Annotated in this window: 27 protein-coding genes; 8 read left to right on the forward strand and 19 right to left on the reverse strand. The window is 59.2% G+C overall.

The genetic code is table 11. The features are described 5' to 3' along the window. Complete coding sequence (locus FGE05_RS24950; RefSeq protein WP_139649145.1) at window positions 1-1413, forward strand: aldehyde dehydrogenase family protein; 1413 nt, start codon at window positions 1-3, stop codon at window positions 1411-1413. Between the two features lie 99 nt (window positions 1414-1512). Here the strand turns inward: FGE05_RS24950 and FGE05_RS24955 are convergent, their stop codons facing one another. From FGE05_RS24955 to FGE05_RS24965, 3 genes are read right to left on the reverse strand one after another with little or no spacing between them, the layout of a single operon-like run. Further along, window positions 1513-2469 (reverse strand): hypothetical protein, encoded by a 957-nt coding sequence (locus tag FGE05_RS24955; protein WP_139649147.1) that lies wholly within the window; start codon window positions 2467-2469, stop codon window positions 1513-1515. Window positions 2470-2486: 17 nt separating this feature from the next. Next, window positions 2487-2756, reverse strand: coding sequence for an acyl carrier protein (locus tag FGE05_RS24960; RefSeq protein ID WP_024780075.1), 270 nt, complete (start codon window positions 2754-2756; stop codon window positions 2487-2489). A gap of 20 nt (window positions 2757-2776) precedes the next feature. Then, window positions 2777-3961, reverse strand: coding sequence for a hypothetical protein (locus tag FGE05_RS24965; RefSeq protein ID WP_139649148.1), 1185 nt, complete (start codon window positions 3959-3961; stop codon window positions 2777-2779). A gap of 244 nt (window positions 3962-4205) precedes the next feature. On the opposite strand from FGE05_RS24965, the gene FGE05_RS24970 reads away from it, so the two are divergent. From FGE05_RS24970 to FGE05_RS24990, 5 genes are read left to right on the forward strand one after another with little or no spacing between them, the layout of a single operon-like run. After that, entirely contained in the window at window positions 4206-5702 is a 1497-nt protein-coding gene (locus tag FGE05_RS24970; protein ID WP_139649150.1) for an AMP-binding protein, read from the forward strand. Window positions 5703-5753: 51 nt separating this feature from the next. Then, entirely contained in the window at window positions 5754-6698 is a 945-nt protein-coding gene (locus tag FGE05_RS24975; protein ID WP_041022323.1) for a chlorinating enzyme, read from the forward strand. Between the two features lie 53 nt (window positions 6699-6751). After that, entirely contained in the window at window positions 6752-7669 is a 918-nt protein-coding gene (locus FGE05_RS24980; RefSeq protein WP_175386566.1) for a hypothetical protein, read from the forward strand. A gap of 32 nt (window positions 7670-7701) precedes the next feature. Continuing rightward, window positions 7702-7953 (forward strand): acyl carrier protein, encoded by a 252-nt coding sequence (locus FGE05_RS24985; protein ID WP_041022321.1) that lies wholly within the window; start codon window positions 7702-7704, stop codon window positions 7951-7953. Window positions 7954-7996: 43 nt separating this feature from the next. Further along, the gene (locus tag FGE05_RS24990) at window positions 7997-9316 is read left to right on the forward strand and encodes a tetratricopeptide repeat protein (protein ID WP_139649154.1); all 1320 of its coding nucleotides are present in this window, start codon (window positions 7997-7999) and stop codon (window positions 9314-9316) included. A 45-nt stretch (window positions 9317-9361) separates the two neighbouring features. Here FGE05_RS24990 and FGE05_RS24995 read toward each other — a convergent pair whose 3' ends face one another. The 7 genes from FGE05_RS24995 to FGE05_RS25025 form a co-directional block, all read right to left on the reverse strand. Then, complete coding sequence (locus tag FGE05_RS24995) at window positions 9362-10321, reverse strand: amidohydrolase family protein (protein WP_052435114.1); 960 nt, start codon at window positions 10319-10321, stop codon at window positions 9362-9364. Beyond that, window positions 10314-10904: a gamma carbonic anhydrase family protein gene (locus FGE05_RS25000; protein WP_139649155.1), complete on the reverse strand. Its 591-nt coding sequence runs from the start codon at window positions 10902-10904 to the stop codon at window positions 10314-10316. Before FGE05_RS25000 ends, FGE05_RS24995 begins: the two co-directional genes overlap by 8 nt. An 18-nt stretch (window positions 10905-10922) precedes the next feature. Next, entirely contained in the window at window positions 10923-11735 is an 813-nt protein-coding gene (locus FGE05_RS25005) for a class I SAM-dependent methyltransferase (protein WP_176563035.1), read from the reverse strand. Beyond that, the gene (locus FGE05_RS25010) at window positions 11719-12234 is read right to left on the reverse strand and encodes a GNAT family N-acetyltransferase (RefSeq protein WP_024780084.1); all 516 of its coding nucleotides are present in this window, start codon (window positions 12232-12234) and stop codon (window positions 11719-11721) included. The genes FGE05_RS25005 and FGE05_RS25010 overlap by 17 nt, the downstream gene beginning before the upstream one ends. Then, window positions 12209-12691: a hypothetical protein gene (locus FGE05_RS25015; protein WP_139649159.1), complete on the reverse strand. Its 483-nt coding sequence runs from the start codon at window positions 12689-12691 to the stop codon at window positions 12209-12211. Before FGE05_RS25015 ends, FGE05_RS25010 begins: the two co-directional genes overlap by 26 nt. 174 nt (window positions 12692-12865) lie before the next feature. Further along, window positions 12866-13762 carry an HTH-type transcriptional regulator ArgP gene (gene argP, locus FGE05_RS25020; RefSeq protein ID WP_041022317.1) on the reverse strand — a complete coding sequence of 299 codons (897 nt, stop codon included), beginning with the start codon at window positions 13760-13762 and terminating at the stop codon, window positions 12866-12868. A 371-nt stretch (window positions 13763-14133) separates the two neighbouring features. Further along, entirely contained in the window at window positions 14134-14349 is a 216-nt protein-coding gene (locus tag FGE05_RS25025) for a DUF1737 domain-containing protein (RefSeq protein ID WP_041022316.1), read from the reverse strand. Window positions 14350-14633: 284 nt separating this feature from the next. Between FGE05_RS25025 and FGE05_RS25030 the strand changes: the two genes are divergently transcribed. Next, window positions 14634-15092 (forward strand): GNAT family N-acetyltransferase, encoded by a 459-nt coding sequence (locus tag FGE05_RS25030; RefSeq protein WP_139649163.1) that lies wholly within the window; start codon window positions 14634-14636, stop codon window positions 15090-15092. Window positions 15093-15567: 475 nt separating this feature from the next. After that, on the forward strand, window positions 15568-15927 hold the full coding sequence (locus tag FGE05_RS25035) for a DUF6124 family protein (RefSeq protein ID WP_053191369.1): 360 nt from the start codon (window positions 15568-15570) through the stop codon (window positions 15925-15927). A gap of 150 nt (window positions 15928-16077) precedes the next feature. Here the strand turns inward: FGE05_RS25035 and FGE05_RS25040 are convergent, their stop codons facing one another. The 9 genes from FGE05_RS25040 to eat all read right to left on the reverse strand — a co-directional run bounded on the left by FGE05_RS25040 (window position 16078) and on the right by eat (window position 24951). Then, entirely contained in the window at window positions 16078-16695 is a 618-nt protein-coding gene (locus FGE05_RS25040; protein ID WP_139649165.1) for a hypothetical protein, read from the reverse strand. Between the two features lie 513 nt (window positions 16696-17208). Next, complete coding sequence (locus tag FGE05_RS25045) at window positions 17209-17940, reverse strand: helix-turn-helix transcriptional regulator (protein WP_139649167.1); 732 nt, start codon at window positions 17938-17940, stop codon at window positions 17209-17211. A 195-nt stretch (window positions 17941-18135) separates the two neighbouring features. Next, entirely contained in the window at window positions 18136-18663 is a 528-nt protein-coding gene (gene ppa / locus FGE05_RS25050; protein ID WP_139649169.1) for an inorganic diphosphatase, read from the reverse strand. Between the two features lie 110 nt (window positions 18664-18773). After that, window positions 18774-19586 carry a zinc-dependent peptidase gene (locus FGE05_RS25055; RefSeq protein ID WP_139649171.1) on the reverse strand — a complete coding sequence of 271 codons (813 nt, stop codon included), beginning with the start codon at window positions 19584-19586 and terminating at the stop codon, window positions 18774-18776. Between the two features lie 6 nt (window positions 19587-19592). Next, window positions 19593-20240 (reverse strand): DedA family protein, encoded by a 648-nt coding sequence (locus tag FGE05_RS25060; RefSeq protein ID WP_139649173.1) that lies wholly within the window; start codon window positions 20238-20240, stop codon window positions 19593-19595. A 296-nt stretch (window positions 20241-20536) separates the two neighbouring features. Continuing rightward, window positions 20537-21001 (reverse strand): N-acetyltransferase, encoded by a 465-nt coding sequence (locus tag FGE05_RS25065; RefSeq protein WP_024780096.1) that lies wholly within the window; start codon window positions 20999-21001, stop codon window positions 20537-20539. 106 nt (window positions 21002-21107) lie between these two features. Beyond that, window positions 21108-21932 carry an ethanolamine ammonia-lyase subunit EutC gene (gene eutC / locus FGE05_RS25070; RefSeq protein ID WP_053191469.1) on the reverse strand — a complete coding sequence of 275 codons (825 nt, stop codon included), beginning with the start codon at window positions 21930-21932 and terminating at the stop codon, window positions 21108-21110. 11 nt (window positions 21933-21943) lie between these two features. Continuing rightward, a complete protein-coding gene (locus FGE05_RS25075; protein WP_139649175.1) occupies window positions 21944-23338 on the reverse strand; it encodes an ethanolamine ammonia-lyase subunit EutB in 1395 nt (464 codons plus the stop codon). Between the two features lie 242 nt (window positions 23339-23580). Further along, on the reverse strand, window positions 23581-24951 hold the full coding sequence (gene eat, locus FGE05_RS25080; protein WP_139649177.1) for an ethanolamine permease: 1371 nt from the start codon (window positions 24949-24951) through the stop codon (window positions 23581-23583). Between the last annotated feature and the right edge of the window lie 205 nt (window positions 24952-25156).

Below are 25156 nucleotides of genomic sequence, written 5' to 3' on the forward strand. Positions count from 1 at the left end.
ATGAACGTATCTCGACTGGCCCTGGCCGTGACGCAAGCGCACATCGACGTCCTCAACCCCTTTGACGGCAGCGTCGTCGGCACCGTGGCGGATGTCTGCGCCTCCCAGGTCCCGCAGTTGCTGGCGACCGGCCGCAGCGGCGCGCGCACCTGCGCCGCGCTACCCCGTCATCGCCGCGCCAGCATCCTCGAACAGGCGGCATCGAACATCCAGCGCGACGCCCAGGCGTTTGCCCGGCTGATTGTCGACGAGGCCGGCAAGACCCTCAAACAGGCGGAAAAGGAAGTCAAACGCTGCGTCAACACCCTCAAGTTGTCCGCCGAAGAAGCCCGGCGCAACGCCGGAGAAGTGGTGCCGTTCGACGCCTATGACGGCGCCGAATCGCGCCAGGGCTGGTTCTCCCGCGAGCCCCTGGGCCTGATCGTTGCCATCACCCCCTACAACGACCCGCTGAACCTGGTGGCCCACAAACTCGGCCCGGCCATTGCCGGCGGCAACGCGGTGATTCTCAAACCGTCCGAGCTGACGCCGTTGTCGGCCCTCAAATTGGTCTCGTATCTGGTTTCGGCGGGTTTGCCTGAGTCCGTGGTCACCGTCGCCACCGGCCGCGCCGAACTCGGCAAAGCCCTGGTCGCCGCCCGCGAGGTGCGCATGATCTCCTTCACCGGCGGCTTCGTCACCGGCGAACAAATCGCCCGCACCGCCGGCCTGAAGAAACTCGCCATGGACCTGGGCGGCAACGCACCGGTCATCGTCATGGGCGATTGCGACCTCGACGCGGCCGTTGAAAGTTGCCTGTCCGGCGCCTTCTGGGCTGCCGGCCAGAACTGCATCGGCACCCAACGCCTGCTGATCCAGGCGCCGATCTACGCAGCCTTCCGCGAATGTTTCGTCAGCCAGGCCCAAGCGCTGGTGGTGGGCAATCCCTTGCTGGCCGACACTGACATCGGCCCGATGATCACCCCGCAAGCCGCACAAAATGCCGAGCATGTGGTGAACGAGGCCCTGCAAGAAGGCGCCACCTTACTCTGCGGCCACCGCCGCCAAGGCGCCTGCTACGCCGCCACCGTCCTGGAAAACGTCGACCACGCCAGCCGCCTCTGGCGCAACGAAGTCTTCGCCCCGGTGGTGGTGTTGCAGCCCTTCGACACCTTCGACGAAGCCATCGCCCTGGCTAACGAGCCCGACTACAGCCTCCACGCCGGCATCTTCACCAACGACCTTGCCACCGCCATGAGCGCCGCACGCCGAATCGAAGCCGGAGGCGTGATGATCAACGACTCCTCCGATTTTCGTTTTGATGCGATGCCGTTCGGCGGCTCCAAATACGGCAGCCTGGGGCGGGAAGGGGTGCGGTTTGCCTACGAGGAAATGACCCAACCGAAGGTGGTGTGCCTGAATACGTTGGGTTGAACGACCCGGGAAACAGGAAGCGGGGAGCGCTGTCCGCCTGGCATTCCGCCCCGGACGACAGGCCGCATTGACGGCGTCCCCTCGGCGCGGGCGGGCCGGTCAGGCCCGGGCCATCCTTAGTTGATGCTGCGAACGCAGATCGCCGAGGTATTCGGCCTCCAGTCCTTCCAGGGCGGCGCAACGGTCGATCAGGTCGCGACGACGAACCTTGCCGGTAATTTGCGCCATGACCATCAAGCCTTTGAGCACACCGGCTTCTTTGGCAAACCGCTCGACCCGCTCTATGGTCGCCTCGGGTACACCCGTCATCGACAGGTACCGGGTAAAGCAATGGCGGGAGCCGGCCAGGAGCGTGAACACATCATGCAGCGCGCGAAACTTGGTCGTGTTGCAGGCCAGGGGATTGTCGAGCAGCTGTTCCAGGTGGGCGTAGAACCAGGGTTGCGCCTGGAAGTTATCCAGGAATGCCTGATGCCGCTGTCGGAATGCCGCGTCGACATCGTGTTGTTGAGTCGGCGTCCATTCCAGGCAAAACATTCGCCGACTGCCCTCATTCTGGAAGAACTGATCAAGCACCTCCTGGGGGTATCGGTACTCGCACAGCACGCTGGCGGGGTTGTCATCGACGATATCCCAGCTGCCATCGGCATTGGCCTGGCGCAGCACGACAACGTGCTGCGCATGTGAGCTGCGGTATTCGGGACAGTGGGCAAAGTAATACACATCCCCCGACAGGAAGGCGCAGCCGTAAGCCTGGATCTGCTGATGGATGACGGGCAGCAGATCATCCAGGCATTCGGCCTTGCGCTCATGAAAACGTATGCCCAGCAGTGCCAGGTCGTCGGCGGCGAAATAGGGACTTTGCAGCGCGTACTTGGCTTTGTTCTCCACCACCATTTGCTGGAAGATGTCGTCCACCGCAGGCAGCGCGTTATAAAAAAACCAGTCCACTTCAATGCCCAGGCGCTTCATGAACACAACGGCATGACGCTGGAAGCAGTTGAGGAAACGCCGGTCGTACAGATGTACATCGTAGGGGAACTGTTGTTCTTCCATGACGGGCAATCCTTGGCCTAGGCAGTCAGGTAGTGGTTCAGGAGAAGCCCGGCGACGGACGCCGGGCTGCCCAGGAACTGGGGGGCCAGATGGTCGGTTTCGAACTCGATTTGAAAGGCGTCTTCCAGGCGCGTCACCAGGAGCATCAGCTTCATCGAGTCAACACCTGCTTCGAGAAAAGACAACTCAGGGTTGACCTGGACGCTCTGGGGCGCCACTTCCTTCATCAATTGGTAGATCTGTGCGAGTACGGTGTTTCGATCGGTTTCAAGGTCTGTGGAACTCATCGGGTGCCTCCGTCAATCAATCATGAACGCGCCAGCGGAACGGGCTGCGAGGCTCGACGCAACTGAGCCAGCCCCAGCAGCCCAATGGCGGTGACCAGGCCGGTGCCGATCATCAGCCCTGGGCCGGATGCCGGACCGAAGACCGATGCCGAGGTTGCAAAGGTCAATAACAAAGGGCCGGTGGCCTGCATCGAGTACGCACAGAACGTGCTGCGACTGCCCACCAATGCCGCCTGGGCATCGTTGTTCGCGCAGCGCATCAATTGGCTGCGAACGGCGATTCGCAGGTGGTTGGTGACGAATCCGACCAGAAATGCCCCGACCAGCGAAAGCAGCACTTGGGGCGCCAGGACCATCAGCGCGTCGACCACGATCAGACAGGTCGCGAACATCACCAGGCGGTGTTTGCCCAGCGGCATCAGCGCGGCCAGGAAGGCCCCGATACCCGCGACGCCGGAAGCGATGCCGAAACTGGTGGGGCTCCAATGGTTAACTTGCTGATAGACGACGGGCATCATGCTGTTGAATGCGCCGATATGCAGGGCAATCAGCCCAAGGCAGGCCATCCAGCCGTAAGGCATTTCGAAGGTATCGTCAGAGGTTGTCCTGGCCTGCGTGGGTGCAGGGCCTGGAGTCTGGATCGCTGCGCTGCGTTTCATCCTGCCAGCGAGCAAGACCGGGCTGAGGGCCGCGCCCGTCAGTGCCACGGCGATCAGAAAGACCGAATCATCGAGCAGGCCCAACAGTGCTCCTCCGGCCAACGAGCCCGTGAAGCCACCGACCTGGATGGCGGTTTGCATATAGCGCGCGGCATCGTCCGCCGGTAGCCAGCCGGCGACGACCCGGCGGGTATTCTCGATTTCCAGGGAGCTGGCTGTGAGGAAGTCGACCGTACCCACCATCAATGCGATCAGCAGGAATACACCGAGAGCCGCAGCCAGTCCAAACCAGGCAAAGAGTGCCGCAATGACAAAGGCGGCGACACGCAACGCGACCAGCCAGGCGGCGCCGATGTTGGCCGCTCGCCCTCGGCTCACCAGGTCCAGCGCGAACGGTACAGCCACCGAGAGACACAGGACGACACCCAGGGGGACGCTCGAACCGGACAGTTTGAGCGACATCCAGATCACGCCAGTCAGTACAGCCTGGTCACAAGCCGTGGACAGCGCTACGACACCGTAGAACAGCAAGTTTCGCGACGACATGAATGGAACTCCGGTGGGGCCAATCGCGTGACCGGTGAGTGACGAAGCAGGGACCGTCGAACGATGTCTTCGAGAAAAACCGCAAGCCATCGCCTTCATGATCGGCTGAAAGGCGCTACGAGGACGCCTGAAAATACCCAGGCCCCGACACGCTCCGCAACTTGCGTTAGCAAAACTAAAGGCCATTGCAAAAACCTAACGCAACGCCACGAGCGCGGTTGCCGGTAGTAGGCTCTGACCACCGATGACATCGGACGCAGGAGCGAGCAGCGTGAGAAGTGAAGGACTGCAAACACTGATTTCAAAGTTGAAAGAGAACCCGCGCAACACGGTTGTGTTTCATGGACGTACTGAAATGGAACGTATCCGGTTTTCTGACTTGCACCAGGCTGTTTCGCTTGTCTCGCAGCAGCTCGGCGAGTTCGGCCTGGAGGCGGGTATGCAGGTCGCAATGGTCGCCGAAAACGGCAAGGCGGCTTTTTTGCTGGATCTTGCCTTGTTGAATATCGGCTGTATCACGCTGCAGGTTCCCGAGAAAACCGCGGGGAGCGCCCTGGCCGACATCGGCCAGCAGAACATAGCCTTTCTACTGGTCAGCATCTTGCACAGTGATGGGGTGGACACCGGTTCGTGGGAACCCATTGGAACACTGCAGGGGATGAGCCTGTTCCGTAACCCGGCCTGTTCGAATGCATTCGCTCCGGTCGCGGGACCCATTATCTTTTCGTCCGGGACGAGCGGCAAAGAGAAGAAAATTCGCGTCAATAACGCGACCGTCCTGCTGAATGCCCGGCAGTTTTTTTCAGCCATCGATGCCCGGCAAGACGACAGTTTCCTGATCTTCCTGCCCCTCTCCAATTATCAGCAGAAGTTGTTGATCTACGGCTGCATCGATACCGGCATCGATATTGTTCTCAGTGACATGCAGAACGTCATGCAGGCCCTGAAGCAAACGTCCCCCAGCCTGTTTCTGGCCCCTCCGCTTTTTTATGACTCGATGTGGCGCCTGGCGGATGGACGCGGCGAGAAACTGTGTGAGCTGTTCGGTACGGGCATGCGGCAGATGTGGAGTGGCATGGCTGCACTGCCGTCGGCCATCCTGGAGGGGTATCGCGCTGGTGGGCTGCCGCTGCTCGAAGCCTATGGCATGACGGAGTACGGCCCTATCGCAGTCAACACCCTCCAGCATAACCGGCCCGGTTCGGTGGGACGGGCGCTGGTTCCAGGCAGCGTGACGCTGGAAAGTGACGGGGAAATTCTACTCAGGTCGAGTCAACGGTTGACCTGCGGTTATGTGGACCAGCCTGTTGATGTCGAGCAAGCGGTGTATCGGGATGAGGTCGCGATCGCCACGGGCGACGTCGGTCGCATCGACGATGAGGGTTTTATTTTCATCGAGGGTCGCAAGAACGACACGATCATCACCTCGGGTGGCCAGAAAGTTCATCCCACTGCCGTCGAACAATCATTCAACAGCCTGCCTTGTGTGCAGTATGCCGTCGCGCTGGGTGCCCGTCGGCCTCACCTGGGGATGTTGCTGGTGGTCGAACAGATCGATTCGAGCGCCCGGCAACTGATTGAAAAAACCATCAGCGATTACAACGTCGGTGCCAGCGTACCGATACGCAACTATTTCCTGTCCACCGAGCCGTTCACCGCCGAGAACGGTTTGCTGACCCGGAACCTGAAGCTGCAGCGCAAGAACATATCGTCCCGATACGAAACTTGCGTATTCAACTGAGTCGTCACGCAAACATTGATCTTCCACACTGAGAAGGCAAGGAGATTTACCTTGGACGCGTTAAAAGAAGACTTCGGACTTAGCGATGAGGAAATTGCTTTTTTCTTCAAGAATGGATACGTAAAGCCGTTCAAGGTCTACGAGCCTGAAGAGATGGAACGGCAATGGCGAACGGTGCGCCTGCAGACACTGGATCGCAGCAATGCGGTTTATTCCGACAATACAATCTCCAACTCAGGCAGTAATAACCTCGCCAACTATGACCGGCATCTGGATATTCCTTTTCTCGGTCAACATGTTTGTAACCCCAAGATCGTACATAAAGTGCGTAGTCTCATGGGCAAAGACTTGCTGTGCTGGCGGACCGAGTTCTTCTCGAAGTACCCGGGAGATGCCGGGACCGACTGGCACCAGGCAAACACCTTCGCTGGGGTGGCGGGGCGCCCTCATATCATCTGGCCTGATGACTCGGGGCGTCGCGGGACGCTGACCGCCTGGACCGCTTTCACCGACACGATGAAAGACACGGCCTGTATGGCGATCGTCCCCGGCACCCACAACATGATGCATTACGACGAAGATAAGCGTCTGATATTCAATCCGGAAAAAAACAACGACCTCGTCAAGGACGGTGTTCGTCGTGGGTTGTGGGGTTACGACTACCGCGATCTGCAAGTCGATCCGGATTGGAAGCCTGACGAGTCGAAAGCGGTCTACTTCGAGATGAAAGCCGGCGAATGCGTGATTTTCTGGTCGACGGTGCTGCATTCCTCGCTTCCGCACCTGGGCCTGACCGACAAGATGCGCCTGGGCTATTCCGCTCGCTACGTGCCGCCAGAGGTGCTCATTCACCCCGATACCGACATGCTCCACGAGTTCGGTGGAGAGGTCAGCCTCGAAAACTATGGCGCTGTCGTAGTGTCGGGCGAGAACCGCTATACCCATAACCGCATTCGCGAAAAGAACATGCTGGGCGAGCCGTTCATCCCTGCCTGATCACTCTCGGGCCGGATTGTCTCCGGCCCTGTTCTGTATAAGGACGAATGCGCATGCGCATAATGATTGACGCTTGTTCCTACGCCTTGGGTGAAGTCGAACGTCCTTATCACGATGTGCCTGACTTCAAGAATATGCTTGATCGCTTTGGTTATCCGGATGAACCCTCGGTATTTGGCTGGGGAAGTTACTTCAAGACCGACGGCGATATATTCGACCTGGGCATCAGGTCCGCTCGCCAGACCCTGGCCCAGAGCCGCGTATCTTCGGACGATGTCGATTTCGTCATGTTCTGCTCGACCTGTTTTCCGGGAAACGAGATCGAGTACATCAATTACAACGTTCGACTGTATGAACGTCTGGAACTGAAGAAAGCGTTTCCCATCGGCATCACGCTGAACAACTGCATCAGTTTCATGAGTGCGATCGTGATGGCTGAAAGCATGGTGCGCAGCGGGATCTACAACAACATCCTGATCATCACCGCCGACAAGGTCTACGACGAGTCCATACGCTTCAACAACTTTGCCTTGCTCAGCGATTCGGCGGCCAGTTGCCTGGTGACCCGTTGCGATGGGCCGGGCCTGGAAATAGTGTCCGCGCGTTTCGGTGTCAGCCAGGATCCGATCACCTCCAATCACGGGAAAGACGAGCCTGAGCTTTACGGGCGCATCCTGACTGACGTACTGGAGGCTAGCGCGGTAACCCTGGCCGATATCAGCAAAGTGTTTTGCAACAACATCTTCCGCCCCGTGACGCAGCTCAAGGAAACCCGTCTCGGGTTTTCGCGTCGGCAGCTGTACCTGGATAACGTGGCGCGCTGCGGGCATTGCTTCTCGGCAGATACGTTACTCAACTATGTCGACTATGCCCGACAGAACACGCCGGCCGAGGACCAGAAATTCCTGTTCTCGATCGATGCCCCCAACCTGCGCGCCAACCTGCTTGCTCAATACAAACATCAACCGTGACTCATCCAATATCGCTCTCTGGAGGAATGCCCATGAACATGCCAACCCAGGAACTGCACACTCCGACCGACACCCATACGTTGTCGACGGTCCACGCCATTTGGGCCGAAGTGCTCAAGCATCCGGCGCAAACCGACCAGGCGGACTTCTTCGACGCCGGAGGCAACTCGATGCTGTTGATCGCGATACTGAACCTGGTCCATGAGCGGCTCGACCGCGAGATCAACCCGGCCGCGCTGGTCGACGGTATCACCCCGGCCAGGCTCGCTGAACTGGCCGCCTGAGCATGCCCAGGCCGACGCAGAGACCCACAGGGAAGGATTTTTTATGATCGAGTTCATTGATTCTCGCGGTGTGCCTGTGCGAGTGCAGGACGCCGCCGAAGCAGACGAATTGGAGACTGCCCTGACGGGCATTCTTGGAATGGAGTTCGATCCACTCCCACTCCTGCAGCGGCGCGAAGTGCGTTGCCCGATTTCTCGGTTGATCGAAAGTGTCGTCAGGTTATCGAGCATGGAAGACCGGCAGATCCAGCAGGCCACGCTGCTGCTGGGCAGCCTCGACCCTGAACAGTTGAACCCTCGTGAGCGAGGGCATCTGGCGGCCTGCAATCACTGGGTCAACCAGGACTATGATCTGGCCCACGCCTGCTGGCGCGAACTGCTGGTCCAGCATCCGCGCGACATCGTGGCCTTGTTCAGCGTGCATATGCTGGAGTTCAACATGGGATGGACCGAGCGGATGCGCGAAACCGTGGTCGCGATAAGGCCCTTCTGGGGACCCGCGCATCCGCTGTATGGGTACGTGCGGGGCATCGAAGCCTTTGCCCTGGTGGAGAACGGCGACTATGACGCCGCGAGTATCGCGGCCGAGTGCGCGCTGGCGATCAACCCTCGGGACATCTATGCGATCCATGCCGCCTGTCACGTCGGCTACGAGCGTGGGCAGTACGCCCAAACGCTGAAGTGGCTGGACGACACCGAGCGTAATTGGGCTGACAACCTCTGCATGCGCATTCATTTGTGGTGGCATCACGCGCTGTTCAACCTCTACATGCAACGCCCGGATGCGGTCCTGCAGACTTTTCATCAGAAAATCAGGATCAAGAACGACCCAGACGGATATGAGGATCTGGACGCAGTCAGCCTGTTGTGGCGCTTGTCGCTGACGGGGGTGGATGTCTCCGAACTGTGGCAGGAAGTGGCGCAATACTGGATGCCGTCCATCGATCAATCACAGTACTGGTTCAACGATGTGCATTCGATCATGGCGATGGCCAGCTCCAATCACCAAGTGCTGGTGCAGCGCATCTTGCGACGTATCGACGCCACGTATGCCAAGGTCCCGATGATTGCCAACGTGACTCGCACTGTTTGCCGGGGGCTGATTGCCTTCCAGCAAGAGGACTACGACAGTGCCCTGGAATTGTTGAGCAAGATATTGCCGGCGGTGCGGGCCATTGGCGGCAGCAATGCGCAACGTGATCTGCTGGAACTGACCACGATCGAGGCGGCCATACGGGCCCGGCAATTCGATCGTGCAAGACAGCTCATTCAACAGGGACGCAGCCTGCGTCACCCTTCACCCTTTCGTACATTCTTTGTCGACCGTTTACAGGATGAGGAACCGATCCACCTGCGAGCATGACCGGACAGGTCCGTGCGTTGCGCTCAAGAGCGCAATGCACTGTCCTCACCGGCCGCGCGGGGTGATTCCGTCAAGCAGACGTTGCATGTTTCCCGAAAGCAGCAGGCGAACATCGGCAGCGCCGATACCCTGATCCGGGTCGACGATGAACGCGCGCAGTCGTTTGTTGATCGCCTCATGATTATTGATGGGCCAATCCGTGCCAAAGATGATCTTGTGATTGATCTCGCTCTGGAACAGCGTGGTCAGCACGGGGGCGTTGCCGCGGGCATCTATTGCGTGCTGGGCGCCACTCAGGTCCAGGTAGACGTTGGGGCGGTACTTGCAGAGCTGGATACATTGGGCCTGATCGTTGACCGCCCCGTGGGCGAGGATGAAGGGGATATTCCGGTAGCGACGCGCCGGTTCGTCCACCCACATCGCTTGGGCGGGAGCGAAGGAGAGCGCCGGGGAAGTCGGCCCGATGTGCAGCAATACCGGCAGGCGATAAGCGTCACAGTATTCGTAGAAGGGCGTCAGCGCCGGGTCATCGGCCTGGTATCCGCAAGGTGGATAAAGCTTCAGGCCGCTGAAGCCGTACTCCTCGATGCCACGGATGAACAGGTCAAGCCCATCCTGTCCCCAACGTGGGTCCACGCCGGCAAAGACGTCGAAACGTCCGGCATGGCGCTGGAGAATGGCCCGGTGTTCCTGGAACATCTCGTCGATACTCAGTTCGACGTCCGGCAACGCGAAGGAGAAGTCCGGCAGCAGCAGGACGGAGCGGCTGATGCCCGCCCTGTCCATCGCGGCAATCTGGGCGTCCCCCTGGTGATCGCTCAATTCGCGCTGGAACTGATCGATGATTCTCGACCGGGAAACCGGGAATCCGCTGGCCCGCAGTTTCACTTCGATGTTATCGGCCACCCCCTCCAGGAAACTCAGCGGGGTGAAACGTGTGGAGGCGACGTGGCTATGGCCGTCGATGAGCGTCGGTTCGTCGATATCCCCGGGCACATCACTCATCGCCCACCTGCTGCTTGCGCAGAAAGCGTGCGTAACGCTCCATCATCTGCCTGACGACGCCTTCGCTTTCACGGTCAACGCCGAAAACGTAGCGGGGGAAATCCAGGTCCTTCTGTACGTCCCAGATCTGATCATGCTGGTCCGGGGAAAAGAGCTGCGCCGGATCACCCACGGCGATCCAGCCGATCGGCACCGTCGTGCCTGCCTCCAGCACGGTCTTGATATGGACCACCCCATTGATGCGGACCTCCGAGCCTTTGCCGAGGCGGGCGCCGTTGAAAACGGACGCACCGGTTGCGACAAACACCTCGTCCTCGATGCGGCAACCGGTCAGATGGCAGTGCGGTCCCACCATCACGTGATTGCCGATATGGCAGTCGTCATGGGCGGTGCTGCGGATCACTGCATTTTCCATGACGATGCAGTTCTCCCCGATCATCAGCGCGCCGCCTTCTGCGACAAGGACCGCGCCGTGCCCAATGACCGTTCCGGCACCGATGGACACATTGCCTTCCAGGACCGCACTCGATGCAATCCGCGCGGTGGGAGCAATTTTCTGTTTGGGTTCGGTTTTGTCAGGCATGTGCACGATTCCTTTCAGTTATTGTTTTTCTCCAGAGACGAAGAATACGCCGATCCCCGCCCAGCCGCCCGGGCTCTCGATGCTTTGCGTGATCACGGCCATCTCGCGTCGGGCCAGTTCGAGTTCGTCTTCTGGAATCACTTCCATCTTGTAGCCAAAGACCAGATCGCAGAAGGCGCTCGCGCCGATCAGCGAGGTAGACACCAGCAACATGCTGCAGCGGATGTCGCCGTAGCCGGTTTCTTCGAGGTAACTCGCCAGCTTGCTGCCGACGTGACGATCGCCTCCGCGAGCGGCTTGAGCCCTGGCCACGCGAGCGAGGAAGGACTGCAGCTCGGGCGGCTGGGGGGACGCGCCGAACCACCGGTCGTCAATGTCGCAGATACACAGTCGCCCGCCGATGGCCAGGCTGCGGTGGATATTGCGCAAGGCGCTCAACGGGTCCGACAAGTGCTGGAAAACCATCCGCGCATAGCTGAAATCGAACTGCCCGGGGTCGGTCAGGCTGTCGTCATAAAGGTTGCATTGGCGTACCTGCGCTTCGTCAATCCCGGCGTTGGACAATTGCTTGCGCGTTTCGCTGATACTGGTTTCGTTGCAATCCAGTGCCGTCAGGCGGCTTGGCTGGGCACGAAGCGCGATCTGGGTGGTGATGATGCCGGGACCGCAGCCGACATCCAGAACCCGTTGTCCCTGGGTCAGGCCGGCTTGCCTCAAGTGATCGAACTCCAGGTCCAGCGCAATACCTGCCTGGGATTTCAGGCGGCGCAGGGAGTCTTCGTTGTCACGAAAGGTTCCCAGCTGATACGACTCGTCAACGATCAAAACCATGAGCATTCCCTTCCATTTTTTTCTGTAGCCAGACTATGTCGACCAGATTGTTTTCCAGCCTTGCGATTCGAGGAATCCGTACACATTCGGCAAAGCCCTGAGACTTGCACCCGCGAGCACTGGCGTGATTCGGCCCCAGGATAATGGCGACCAACGATTCGAAACCTGCCTCCCGGGCCGAGACCTCCAGGGCTTGCAACAATCGAATACCGACCCCGCGTGCGCGCATGTCTCGCCGCACATACACGGCGACTTCCGCCATGGTTTCGTCGTCGGGCCGGGCGGAAAATGGCTTCAGGGCACCCCACGCGACCGTATCGCCATCACTCGATAGATAGACAAGCACGGCAAAGCGCCGATCTTTTCCAAAATAGGTCAGCCTGAACTTTTCAATCGAGTCGTGGGGGACATCGCAGTTGGCGAATACCTTGTCGGCAATGGCCTGATTGTAGGTTTCCACCATGGAGGGCAAATCATCGGGAGTGGCCGGCCGAATCATCTAGTAACTTCCTGTAAAACACGTTCAGCATCGAATTTCCGCGTGCGCCCACTGCGCCGCCCAACAGGAAGGGGCTGTCGGAAAACCATGAAGCATGGTGTTGCATATGGCTATCCACCACGCTGATCAGCGTGTGAACGCCTTGCTCTATTCCCTTTGAAGCGCATGCCGTGGAAAGCACATCGAACACAGTGGAACTGGCGTCTTCGTCTTCACTGTGCAGGACCAGCTTCATGCTGCCGTCGTAACCGGCGCGTTCGTGAAACCGAAAGTACACGGCCCAGCCGGACGGCACTCCGTCCCAGCGCGTACAGCGATAGGCGCCACCCGGCCGACGGGAATTGAATATCTCTGCGACACAATCATCCGGGCTGGAAAAACGTTGGGCGAGGACCCGTTGCCAGGTATCGCTCCCCATGGCGTCGGTCAAACATCTCAATGTGGCATCGGGGGCCATGGGGTGTGCGTGGTAAGCATCCGATACAGTACTTTTCACGATGACGAACCCTCTCGCTCACCCTGTCTTGATGTCACTTGAGTCTACGCCCAAGCATGCCGGGCAAACGGCGCGTTAGATTTTTTAAAGCCACGGCAGTAACACTTAACGAGCCTTGACGGCGTTGCGGATCGCTCAACAGGGCGTGGGTTGAAGGGACTTGCTGGCGGTATCGATGATGCGTCTTCCCACCAGATCCTTGACCACTGAATGGTTCATCCAGCCATGCCAATACAGGGGTTCCCTGTAGCAGTTTTGCGGCATCAGATCGACCAACTGCCCCTCTTCGAGCAGCGGCGCGGCGACATCCGCAGGCATCAGCGTGTAGCCAAGCCCCGCCAGGACCGCATCCTGGACCATCGGCAATGAAGGCAAGTAATGACAGGGGAAGCGCTCGATCGAAACACCCAGCAGTTCGCGGAGGAAGGCTGCATGGCGCGTGTCATTACGCCCGCGGGTGATCGCCGGCGCATCGAGCAGCGAATGTGTGCCCAGGCCCCGGGCCAGATAGCGGTGCATATAGTCAGGTGTACTGACGCATTTGTATTCCATGACCCCCAGCGGATGGACTTCAAACCCATCGAGGGGCTCGGCAACCACCGAAACGCAACCCTGGACATCCCCGCGTTTGAGAATGTTCAGACTGGAGCAACGGTCATCGGAAATGATTTCCACACAGACCTGTTCGGCCCGCATCAACTCGATCAGTAGCGGGGCGAACCAGGTGTTGAGCGAGTCGGGATGTACACCAATGGCAATCTTTGAATTTGTATTGCCCTTGCGCGAAAGCAGCCTCAGGACATCATGTTCCAGCGAACGCAATGCCGAGACATGTTGTAGTAGGGCCTGGCCGGCTGAGGTGGGATGGATCGGTCTTTCGCGAATGACCAGGATGGTTGAAAGCGAGTTTTCCAGCGACTTTATTCGTTGCGAAATGGCACCGCTGGTGATGTTGAGCGCCGAGGCTGCGCGTTCAAAACTCTTATGCTCAATGACACAGGCAAACGCTTCCAACTGTTGGCGATCCAGCATGTCAACCTCCCTGTAAGCCACTGCGTTATCAGACTGATAACGCAAGGTTATGAACATCCGTGTGCTCGTGGCTCAATGGCCACCCCACATACATTTTCATTGGCAGCAATCCGAAAAAATCGGATCGTTTGAATAAGGAAGACTGTCATGGGGAACGCTGCCCCAGTTGTTCAAATCACGAGCCCGTCCAAGGGTGTGGCGCGTCGCGTTCGAATTTCCTGTTCGATACGAATCGCGTGGCTTGCACCCGGGCTGAAGCCATAATTTCGAATGGCTATATTCTTATGCGAACACAAAATAGCCCCATTACGCCCTTTGAGACAAGTCCTGGATCCAATCCATTTGCCGGATGGAATCATGGCTTTTTAGTGCTATCTGGTCTCGTCAGAAGGCACCGTCGTGCTTGAACCCAAAGGCCAGATAATCGCTTGAGCGACAATGGTTCGCTCGCCATTGAAAGTGACGGCCGGACCGCCGTGTAGCGCATAACCCATTTTCAGGGCATCGCTGACGCGATGACAAAATGCAGCATCGTCGGGGCCTGTCAGCACCCTGTAGATGGGAAGCCCGTCGGGCGGTAGGTTCATGCTTCTTCTCCTTCAGTACACCGGCAGCGACATGTTGGCCGTCGTTCGACGCCGCCGTGGAGTGGCGTTCTGCATACCGTGAGGCAGTCTACTCGCCGTGGATCGGGGCCAACAACGGTCATGCCGCGTTGATGTCCCTGACAACCCCCTCAATCGACACTCTCGCAGCGTTGTCTGCAACTGCGCCAGAATCCGCCGGGCTTGTGCGCCTTGGGTTGGGTCGGTAGTTTGAGGCCTGCCACTGCCCACCAGTGACACCAGAAAACACCCAAGGAACGCCCCACATGCTGCAAATGGATTGGCTCAGTCATCACATGGACAAATGCGACCTGATGGCCGAATGGCTTTATCAGGAGTTCAGCTACGAATTCGCACAACAATCCCTCGCCAGTTGGCAGCACGAATTCTCGGCCGGGCAACACGATGGTCGCTGGAAATGCCTGATCGCCACGGAGCAAGCCCAACTGCTGGGCGGCGTCTCACTGGCCGACAACGACCTGCCCGACCGGCCAGAACTGGGGCCATGGTTGGCATGCGTCTACATCGCACCAGAAGCCCGACGCAGAGGGCTCGCCGCGCAGTTGATCGAAGGCATTTGTACTTATGCGAGAGAGGCTGGATTTTCCACCTTGTACCTGCACACCCACAGCCAGAATCATTATTACGTCAAGTTGGGCTGGGAAGTGTTGGAGCGCTTCGAGGCCTGGGGGAAAGAACAATGCCTGATGGCTCGGCGTTTATAAGCAGCGGCCCAACAAAGACAGCACCTGACGATGGATGACACGCTACGTCGCTGCAACATGATCACCTGGCCCACCCCCAATCCCCTGTGGGAGCGAGCCTGCTCGCGATAACTGTGTATCAGCCACCTTCCGGCCCGCTGTTTATCGTGACTCCACGAGACTAGCCACGACCGACATCGCCTTGCGCCATTGCCTACAACTACGCCAGAATCCGCCGGCTTGTGTGCCTTGGGCCGCGTCGGTAGTTTGAAGCCTGTCACTGCTCATCAGTGATCGGGTTTAGTCGCCCAGGGTGAAACAGGTTGTGCAAGGCGTCATCCAGTCAGGATTCCCATCCTGCACTCGATGGTGGCTGTGCGCAGGGCGTCCTCGGACGCGCCGGTTTCTTGTTTCCCCGGTCGACTAACCTGCGTACAGCTGCCTCCCATCGTTTAGTCGCGAGCGGGTGATGGCTCCAACTACAGGAAGCAAGACAATGGCAAAAGTTACTCCGAATCCCCCAACCACAGACGATACCGTCTCCCGCGCCCAATCGGCCCGAAACAAAAAACTCGACGACGCTGCTGCGCGAGCGTTGGACTTCTATCTGAAGCCCACACCTGAAAAAGAAACATCCGACAACGCTCACCCGCTGTTTCTTATCGCGCCTGATGTTGATTCTGAGTGTCTGCTTGCAAACCTCAGTGAGAACCTGGCTTCAGCGAATGCCATGATCAGTGATCTGGCGTTTGATCTGGATGGGTCAAGACGACATGTGGCGTTGGGAATTTTGCAGGTGATTGAGTTGAGTGAGCTGTTGGCGAATCGGGCTTTGGATATTGTTGAGGTGAGGTAGGGCAGGGCGTTCGCTGCCTCCTGGCGTAAAAAAGGTCTTGCTGAGCAAGACCTTTTTCGTATCCGAGAATCCCTAAATGATACCGGGCGCATTTGTGTCTGAGCTGGGCTTTGAGGGACTGGAGTAGGAGGGGCCGTTGTGGCTTTGTGTCTAGCCGTTGAAAAACACATTGCACCGGGTACACCACCCTTCAGCTGCGCTCCGGTTCATTGGAAAACGGAAGGGGGGATGACCTGAGTTGGCAACCGTCAAAACCAGTGAGAACCCTGTGAATTCACGCCGAATCTCCTCGGCTGGAACGCTCATGCCTACCTCATCGACTATTCGAAGAACCCCGCCCGATACCCTGCGGTCAATCCGTCGCCACTCGAGGTGCCAGCCTGTTATCCACGTGAAATCTCGAATTTGATAATCGCCGGTAGCGATTTGGCATTGAGCGAGTTTCTGGTTGGAAAGGTCAAAGACAAAAAATAGGGGGCTTGGAAAACCGAGCAGTTGAGTATCGTCCAGGCTCAAACCTTCTTTTAGGTTGATGGACGCTACAAGTGCTTTTGCTCTTCTCTTGCGCCGGATCAAATGCCATATGGAAAGGCAAAAAATAGAAACAGAAGCCAGGAAGAGCTGGCGTGCTTCGGCGGTAAGCTTATCGGGCCAATACGCAATCACGCCCCACACGAGTGCTGTCGTGGTAAGGCCGGATAACCAGGCGGCGGGGATCACCATACTGTTAGCGAGGCTGGTTCCGAGTGTCCTCAGACAGCTTTCCATTACTTATCCAATGTCATTTGTAGAAGAGCGTGCAGGTTATCACTGTGAGCGTTCAGGCATTGCACCTAGCCGGCTGAGTAGCGTGCTTTCGTACGACTGTTACGGTGACTTCAAGCATCCTTGCGTATGTTTGTCTGCTGGTTTTCAGGCATTAAAAAGCCGGCTTATGGCCGGCTTCTCGTTGACTGACTCAGTTCGTTTTTGACAAACCTTACCAGCCTTCAAAACGTACATCCGGCTCTTGCGGCCGGCTGTGGGACTTGGTCAGAAAGTGATCTGCCTTGTCGGTGCGAGGCATGGGCTCGCAAATGTGGGGCGCAGGATACGCGGGTTTTCTTCGGAAGCCCAGGGGTAAGTGTTGTGGAATCATTGGGTTACCGGTGATTCAAGGGACAAGGTGGGGGCTGCTTTGCAGCCCAGCGGGGATGAATCCCCTCGCCACAGAGGATCTCCTTGGTACAAGCAATCTCCTTGAGGCAGGGAGCGCTGGCTACTGTCCTTTAGTCCAGAGGCTCAATCGAATACCTGCGGTCGTTGCTTGTTGAGGGTGGACCACCAGAATACCCAGCCCAGTACCCTGATGTTTTGCGCTTCGATCTGTTCGGCGCTGAAGACTTCGTCCGGGTAGGCCGTGCTGTTGTGGCTGCGTAGGCGCAGGCGGTTGCCGGGGATTCGGTGGAGGTATTTGATGCGTAGCATGCCGTCGTGTTCGAGGGCGTAGATCTGGCCGTCGATGACTTGGGTGAGTCCGCGGTCGATGGCGAGGATCGAGCCGTCTTCGATGCGTTCGGCCATGCTGTCACCGACCATGGTGGTGCAGATGGCGTCGTTGGGGTTTATTTCCAGGGATTCGAGGTGGCTGCGGGGCAGGCGTATGGATTGGTCGGGGATTTCGGTGATGTGGGTTTTGTTGCTGCCCGTCGCGATAGGGGCTTCTGTGTAGAAGGGCAGTTCGACGTCCTGGGATTCCGCCACGCTGTAGACGCCCTGGACCTCGGCGGCTTCATAGGTGGTGCCGGGGCCGAGGCCCAACGGGGTCTGTGGGCCTTCGCCGTGGGCGAGCCACTGCGGGCTGACGGTCAGCAGGCCGGCGATACTGTGGATACGACCCGGCGGGATGCCGCGGTTGAACCAGTTGTTCACGTGCTGCGATTTAACGCCGTATAACTTCGCGAAGTCGGCGGATCGGATTTGTGCTTCTTTGAGAAGGGCTCTGAAGCGGTCGCCACTGGAGGTCTTTTTCATAAACGGAAAGTTTAGGAGCGACTGTGTTTTGAGCAATAAACAAGTCGTTCAAATTTATAAGACGATCTTTCCGTTTGCAGGATTTGAAAGCGGTGGGATAAACGCAATTAAACACTGTTAATACATTTTCGTATTAAGCGCTATTAAGGCATAAAAAAACCCCGGTGCAAACCGGGGTTCTTCTTTAAATCAGTTTCAGCCTTTGTAGGCGGCAACCGACTTGGTGATCGCTTCGCGAGCGGCGTCAGCACCGGCCCAGCCTTCGATCTTGACCCACTTGCCTTTTTCGAGGTCTTTGTAGTTCTCGAAGAAGTGTTCGATCTGCTGGATCAGCAGCGCTGGCAGGTCGGTGTATTCCTTCACGTTGACGTACAGTTGCGACAGTTTGTCGTGTGGCACTGCGATGACTTTGGCATCGCCGCCGCCGTCGTCGGTCATGTTCAGGATGCCGACCGGACGGGCGCGGATGACCGAGCCAGGGGCCACTGGGTAAGGGGTCACGACCAGCACGTCGAGGGGGTCACCGTCGTCGGCCAGGGTGTTGGGGATGTAACCGTAGTTGGCCGGGTAGAACATTGGGGTGGCCATGAAGCGGTCAACGAACAGGCAATCGCTGTCCTTGTCGATTTCGTATTTGATCGGGGCGTGGTTGGCCGGAATTTCGATCGCAACGTAGATGTCGTTCGGCAGGTCTTTGCCAGCCGGAATCTTGCTGTAACTCATTGGGCGGTGTCCCCGTTAGTTGACCAAAAGGCTGGTCGGATTGACCAAAAGTGGCGGCGATTATAGGCATATTCAGCCATCGATGCCACGTTACCAGGGTCTTAGAGACCTTAGTATGACGCCTGATAGACCGGATCTTCGGCCTGAAGTTGCCGCAGCCGGGCCAAAGGATCCTGGCGGTAGAACGCCTTGAGTTGGGCATAGACCTTCGGGTACGCCTGGTGCAGCAGGTCCGGGGCGCTGAAGAAGTATTCGCTGGTGACGGCGAAGAACTCCGCCGGGTTTTCTGCTGCGTAGGGGTCGATGAGGGTTTCGGCGTCGGGGTTATGGTCCAGTTGGCGGTTGAGGTCGTCGAAGGCCTGTTGCATGGCTTCGGCCCAGTCGCTGACCCGCATATCGGCGTGCAGCGGTGGCAGGCCGTTGGCGTCGCCGTTGAGCATGTCGAGTTTGTGCGCCAGTTCGTGGATCACCAGGTTGTAGCCGTCCCAGCCACCGCTGGCGAGCACGCCGTCCCAGGCCAGGATGATCGGGCCTTGGGGCCAGGCTTCGCCGCTGTGTTCGCCGTCCCATTCGTGTTCGATGCCGCTGGCGTCGCGATGGCGTTGGGGGCTGAGGAAGTCGTCGGGGTAGAGGACGATTTCGTGGAAGCCCTGGTACCAGTTCAGCTCGCCCAGGTACATCAGCGGCAATTGGGCCTGGGCGGCGAGCAGCAGGCGTTGTTCCTGATGCAATTCGACGCCGGGCAGGGCGGTCAGGTGTTTGTCCCGCAGGAACAGCACGCAGGCTTCACGCAGCCACTGGTCCTCGGCGGCGCTGATGCCGTCGAGGAAGCTCAGGTGATGACGCACGCGCTGCCAGGTGTCCTCGGCCACGGGATGCTTGGCGAGGGTGCGTTGGCGGCGCCAGTTGCTCAGGGACCACATGGGCGATCAGGCTTTCGAAGCACGCTGGCCCAGTTTACTGCGGACCAGGCTGATGATCATTGGCAACAGCGATACCAGAATGATGCCCACCACCAGCAGCGACAGGTTCTGCTTGATGAAGGGTACGTTGCCGAAGAAGTAGCCGAGGGTGACCAGGCCACCGACCCACAGGACGGTGCCGAGCACGCTGAAGCCGAAGAAGCGCGCATAGGGCATTTTCCCCACGCCGGCGACGAAGGGCGCGAAGGTGCGGATGATCGGCAGGAAGCGCGCCAGGGTCACGGTTTTGCCACCGTGCTTGTCGTAGAAATCGTGGGTTTGCTGCAGGTAGTCGCGGCGGAAGATTTTCGAGTTGGGGTTGCTGAACAACTTCTCGCCCGCCGTGCGGCCGATGAGGTAGTTGGTGCTGTCACCGAGGATCGCCGCCAGCATCAGCAGGCCGCCCAGCAGCACCGGGTCCATGCTGCCGCCTGCGGCTACGGCGCCGGCGATGAACAGCAGCGAGTCACCGGGCAGGAATGGCGTTACCACCAGGCCGGTTTCACAGAAGATCACCAGGAACAGGATGGCGTAAACCCACGTGCCGTAGTTGGTCACCAGCATGTCGAGGTACACATCGAGATGCAGAATGAGGTCGAGGGGATTGAAATCCATGCAATACACCTGTGATGACGGCCGGGTTGGGCGGGCTTGTGGGTCTGGCTTTGAGTAAGACTACTGGGTTTGTAGCTTTTCCTTACAAGCCGGGAAGATCGGGATTATACGGGCTGGAATGTGATGGGCGTGTTGAGTTTGTTGCGGGGGATTTCGGTTTTTGCAATATCGATTGATCGTTCCCACGCTCCGCGTGGGAATGCATCCTGTGACGCTCTGCGTCACCTTTGCTGAAGCGGAACGCGGAGCGTCCCTGGCGGCGTTCCCACGCGGAGCGTGGGAACGATCAGTGGCATTCAGGTGAGATCTTCGCTGATTGGCAACACGTAGTTCTTGAACTCGGTGTCTTCCTTGAAACCGATGGACTCGTAGGTCTTCTGCGCCACTTCATTGTTGCTGCTGGTGGAGACGCGCATGCGGACGGCGTTGGTTTCCTTGGCCATTTTTTTCGCGGTGCGGATCAGGTGGTCGGCCACCAGTTGGCGGCGGGCGTCTTCGGCGACGTAGATGTCGTTGAGGATCCACACGCGCTTGAGGGACAGCGACGAGAAGCTTGGGTAGAGCTGGCAGAAGCCCAGCAGCTTGCTGTCGTCGTCATCGGGCAGGGCCAGGTAGATCACCGATTCCTTGCGGCGCAGGCGCTTTTCGAGAAAGGCCCGGGACGAGTCCGGGTATGGCAGCGAGCCATAGAATTCCCGGTATTTGACGAACAATGGGGTCAGCAGGTCCAGGTGTTCCAGGGTCGCTTGAATAATCCGCATGGCAAGTCTCGTTTACAAAGGTCGACACAGAGTCTGACAACAACGGCGCGCTGCCGTGCTTTTGATGCTGCCTGAAAGCGGATCAAAAACGCAATGGATCTACGGATCAGCTTTGGGGCGGCATCAGTAGGAAATTACCTTTCATATCGGCACCGTTTTCCGACTCTAGAGTGTGCACCTGGGCTTCGTCCTTCAGATTGACCCCGGAAAGCTGTCGGCGACAGGCCTCGCGCATCAGGTAGACCAGGCGATGGGCCGCCATGCCGTAGCTCAGGCCTTCGAGCCGGACATTGGAGATGCAGTTGCGATAGGCGTCGGTCAGGCCGACCTTGGGGTTGTAGGTGAAATACAGGCCCAGGCTGTCGGGCGAGCTGAGGCCGGGGCGTTCGCCAATCAGGATCACTGACATTTTTGCCCCAAGGCGTTCAGCCACTTCATCGGCCACCGCGACCCGGCCCTGTTCCACCAGGATGACCGGTGAAACCGACCAGCCGTCGGCGGCGATCTGTTCTTCCAGGCGCGCCAGGAATGGCAAGGTATGGCGATGCACCGCCAGCGCCGACAGGCCGTCGGCCACCACGATGGCAAGGTCGACGCCGCCAGGATGGGCCGCCGCATAATCGTCCAGCGCCTGCGCCGAGGCTTCATCCAGGCGTCGGCCCAGGTCCGGGCGCTGCAGATAGCTGTTGCGGTCGCTGGCGGCGCTGTGGAGCAACAGGCTCTCGCGGCCGCGCTCGGCCAATTGGGCACGAATGCCCTGGTGGTCGAACGCCAGGTGCACCGCATCCCGCGCCTGGGCGTGGGCGTATTGGAAGTCCAGTTGCGCCTGTGTGGGCAGGCTGGTGCCGGTGCGGCCCAGGGCGATGCGCGCCGGGGTCAGGCGGCGCAGTTCCAGCCAGGGGTTTTGCGAATCGACAGGTTTTTTGTCCATCGGCAGGTCACTCATCCCAAGTGCGCCAGGGCGTGACGAAACGCCGGAGGCAGGTTGTCGCCGAACCGCACCCGGCCGTCGGCCTGGGTGAAGATGCCCATGTTTGCCAGCCATTGCTCGAACTCCGGCGCTGGCTTCAGGCCCAGGGTCTGGCGGGCGTAGAGGGCGTCGTGGAACGAGGTGGTCTGATAGTTGAGCATGATGTCGTCGGAGCCGGGGATGCCCATGATGAAGTTGATCCCGGCCACGCCGAGCAAGGTCAGCAGGGTGTCCATGTCGTCCTGGTCGGCTTCGGCGTGGTTGGTGTAGCAGATGTCGCAACCCATCGGCACGCCCAGCAGCTTGCCGCAGAAGTGGTCTTCGAGGCCGGCACGGATGATTTGTTTGCCGTTGTACAGGTATTCCGGGCCGATGAAGCCTACAACGGTGTTGACCAGGAACGGGTTGAAATGTCGTGCCACGGCGTAGGCCCGGGTTTCACAGGTCTGTTGATCCACTCCGTGGTGGGCGTTGGCCGACAGGGCGCTGCCCTGGCCGGTTTCGAAATACATCAGGTTGTTGCCCAGGGTGCCGCGATTGAGGCTGAGCCCGGCGTCGTAGCCCTCTTTCAACACGTTGAGGTTGATGCCGAAACTGGCATTGGCCGCTTCGGTGCCGGCGATGGACTGGAACACCAGGTCCAGGGGCACGCCACGGTTGGCCGCTTCGATGGAGGTGGTGACGTGGGTCAGCACGCAGCCCTGGGTCGGGATGTCGTAGCGTTGGATGACGGCGTCGAGCATTTCCAGCATGGCGCAGATCGAGGCCGTGCTGTCGGTGGCCGGGTTGATGCCGATCATGGCGTCGCCGTTGCCGTAGAGCAGGCCGTCGAGGATGCTCGCGGCGATCCCGGCCGGTTCGTCGGTGGGGTGGTTCGGTTGCAGGCGCGTGGACAGGCGGCCGCGCAGGCCGAGGGTGCCGCGGAATTTCGTCACCACGCGGATTTTCTGCGCCACCAGCACCAGGTCTTGGACCCGCATGATCTTGGACACGGCGGCGACCATTTCCGGGATCAGGCCGGGGGCCAGTGCCCGCAGGCTGTGTTCGTCGGCGGCGTCACTGAGCAGCCAGTCGCGAAAGCCGCCGACCGTGAGGTGGCTGACCACGGCGAAGGCGTGTTTGTCGTGGGTGTCGACGATCAGCCGGGTGACTTCGTCGGCTTCGTAGGGAATCAGCATTTCTTGCAGGAAATGGCTGAGGGGCAGGTCAGCCAGGGCCATTTGCGCGGCCACGCGCTCGCCGTCGTTGAGCGCCGCGACACCGGCAAGGAAATCCCCGGAACGCGCCGGGCTGGCTTTGGCCATCAGCTCTTTGAGGCTGTCGAAACGATAGGTCTGGGCGCCGACGGAATGGGCGAATGCGGCCATGGGCGGTGTCCTCCTGGTTCTCTTGATAACTCAAGTACACCGCAGAAACCCATGTGGGAGCGAGCCTGCTCGCGATAGCGGAGGGTCAGTAAAACATTTGTCGACTGATACACCGCTATCGCGAGCAGGCTCGCTCCCACAAGGGGATCTGTGTTCAGGCAAGGAACACAGTCCCCCCAGCAGGCTCTGCGTGCACTTCCATAAGGCTGGCGCCGGCCTTATGGCCCGGCGCCGGTGCACTGTCAGATACCTGTGAGCATAGCGTCCGCCGGGGCATCGGAGCGTTGTTTGGCGGTCAGTTGGAAGTACAGATAGCCAACGAACATGAAGGCGAGGAACACCAGCCCGATCAGGGTATTGAACCAGGCCATTGCTACCAGGCACACCACGGCCAGGAACAGCGCGATGCCCGGCACGATGGGGTAGCCCGGGGCGCGGAAGGTGCGTTCCAGGTTCGGTTCGACCTTACGCAACCGGAACAGGCTGAGCATGCTGATGATGTACATCACGATGGCGCCGAACACCGACATGGTGATCATCGCCGCCGTCAGGCTCATGCCCTGCAGGTTCACCAGGCCATCGCTGTAGATCGCCGCGATGCCGATGACGCCGCCGGCCAGGATCGCCCGGTGCGGGGTCTGGAAGCGCGACAGTTTCGCCAGGCTCCGTGGCAGGTAGCCGGCCCGGGCCAGGGCGAAGAACTGCCGCGAGTAGCCGAGGATGATCCCGTGGAAGCTTGCCACCAGACCGAACAGGCCGATCCACACCAGCATGTGCATCCAGGTGGAGTTATTGCCGACCACGGCTTTCATGGCCTGGGGCAGCGGGTCGTTGATGTTCGACAGCTGGCGCCAGTCGCCCACGCCACCGGCCATGATCATTACGCCGATGGCCAGGAACACCAGGGTCAGGATGCCGCTGACGTAGGCACGGGGAATCGTGCGTTTCGGGTCCTTGGCTTCTTCGGCGGCCATGGCCGCGCCTTCGATGGCGAGGAAGAACCAGATCGCGAAGGGGATCGCCGCAAAAATGCCCGGAATTGAAGCGAGGCTGAACTCGTTTGCACCAGACCAGCCGTTGAGCACGAAGTTACTGAAGCTGAAACCCGGTGCGACCACGCCCATGAACACCAGCAGTTCGGCCACCGCCAGCACAGTGACCACCAGCTCGAACGCCGCGGCGATGCTGACGCCGAGGATGTTGAGAGTCATGAACACGATGTAGGCGCCGACCGCCGCGATCTTGGGGTCCAGATCCGGAAACTGCACGTTGAGGTAAGCACCGATGGCCATGGCGATGGCCGGTGGCGCAAAGACGAATTCGATCAGCGTGGCGATCCCGGCAATCAGGCCGCCTTTCTCGCCAAAGGCCCGCCGGCTGTAGGCGAACGGCCCGCCCGCGTGGGGGATCGCGGTGGTCAGTTCGGTAAAGCTGAAGATGAAACAGGTGTACATCAGCGCCACCATCAGCGCAGTGATCAGAAACCCGAGGGTCCCCGCGGTGCCCCAGCCGTAACTCCAGCCGAAGTATTCGCCCGAGATCACCAGGCCGACGGCGATGCCCCATAAATGGAGGGTGCCGAGTGTGGGTTTGAGTTGGGTATTAGTTGTCATAAGTCCTCGCTGTTCTTTTTGATCTGTTGGACTTTCAGTAGGGGTGTGCAGCGGATACGCAAAGCTCATGCCAGCGACAGGGCATTGATTCTATGGTGTGGATGGAGGACTTCTTGTCGATCGTTCCCACGCTCCGCGTGGGAATGCAGCCTGGGGCGCTCCGCGCTCCTTCAAGCCGAACGCAGAACGTCCGTTGAGGCGTTCC

The sequence above is a fragment of the Pseudomonas sp. ICMP22404 genome (genome assembly GCF_006227205.1).
Lineage (GTDB): Bacteria > Pseudomonadota > Gammaproteobacteria > Pseudomonadales > Pseudomonadaceae > Aquipseudomonas.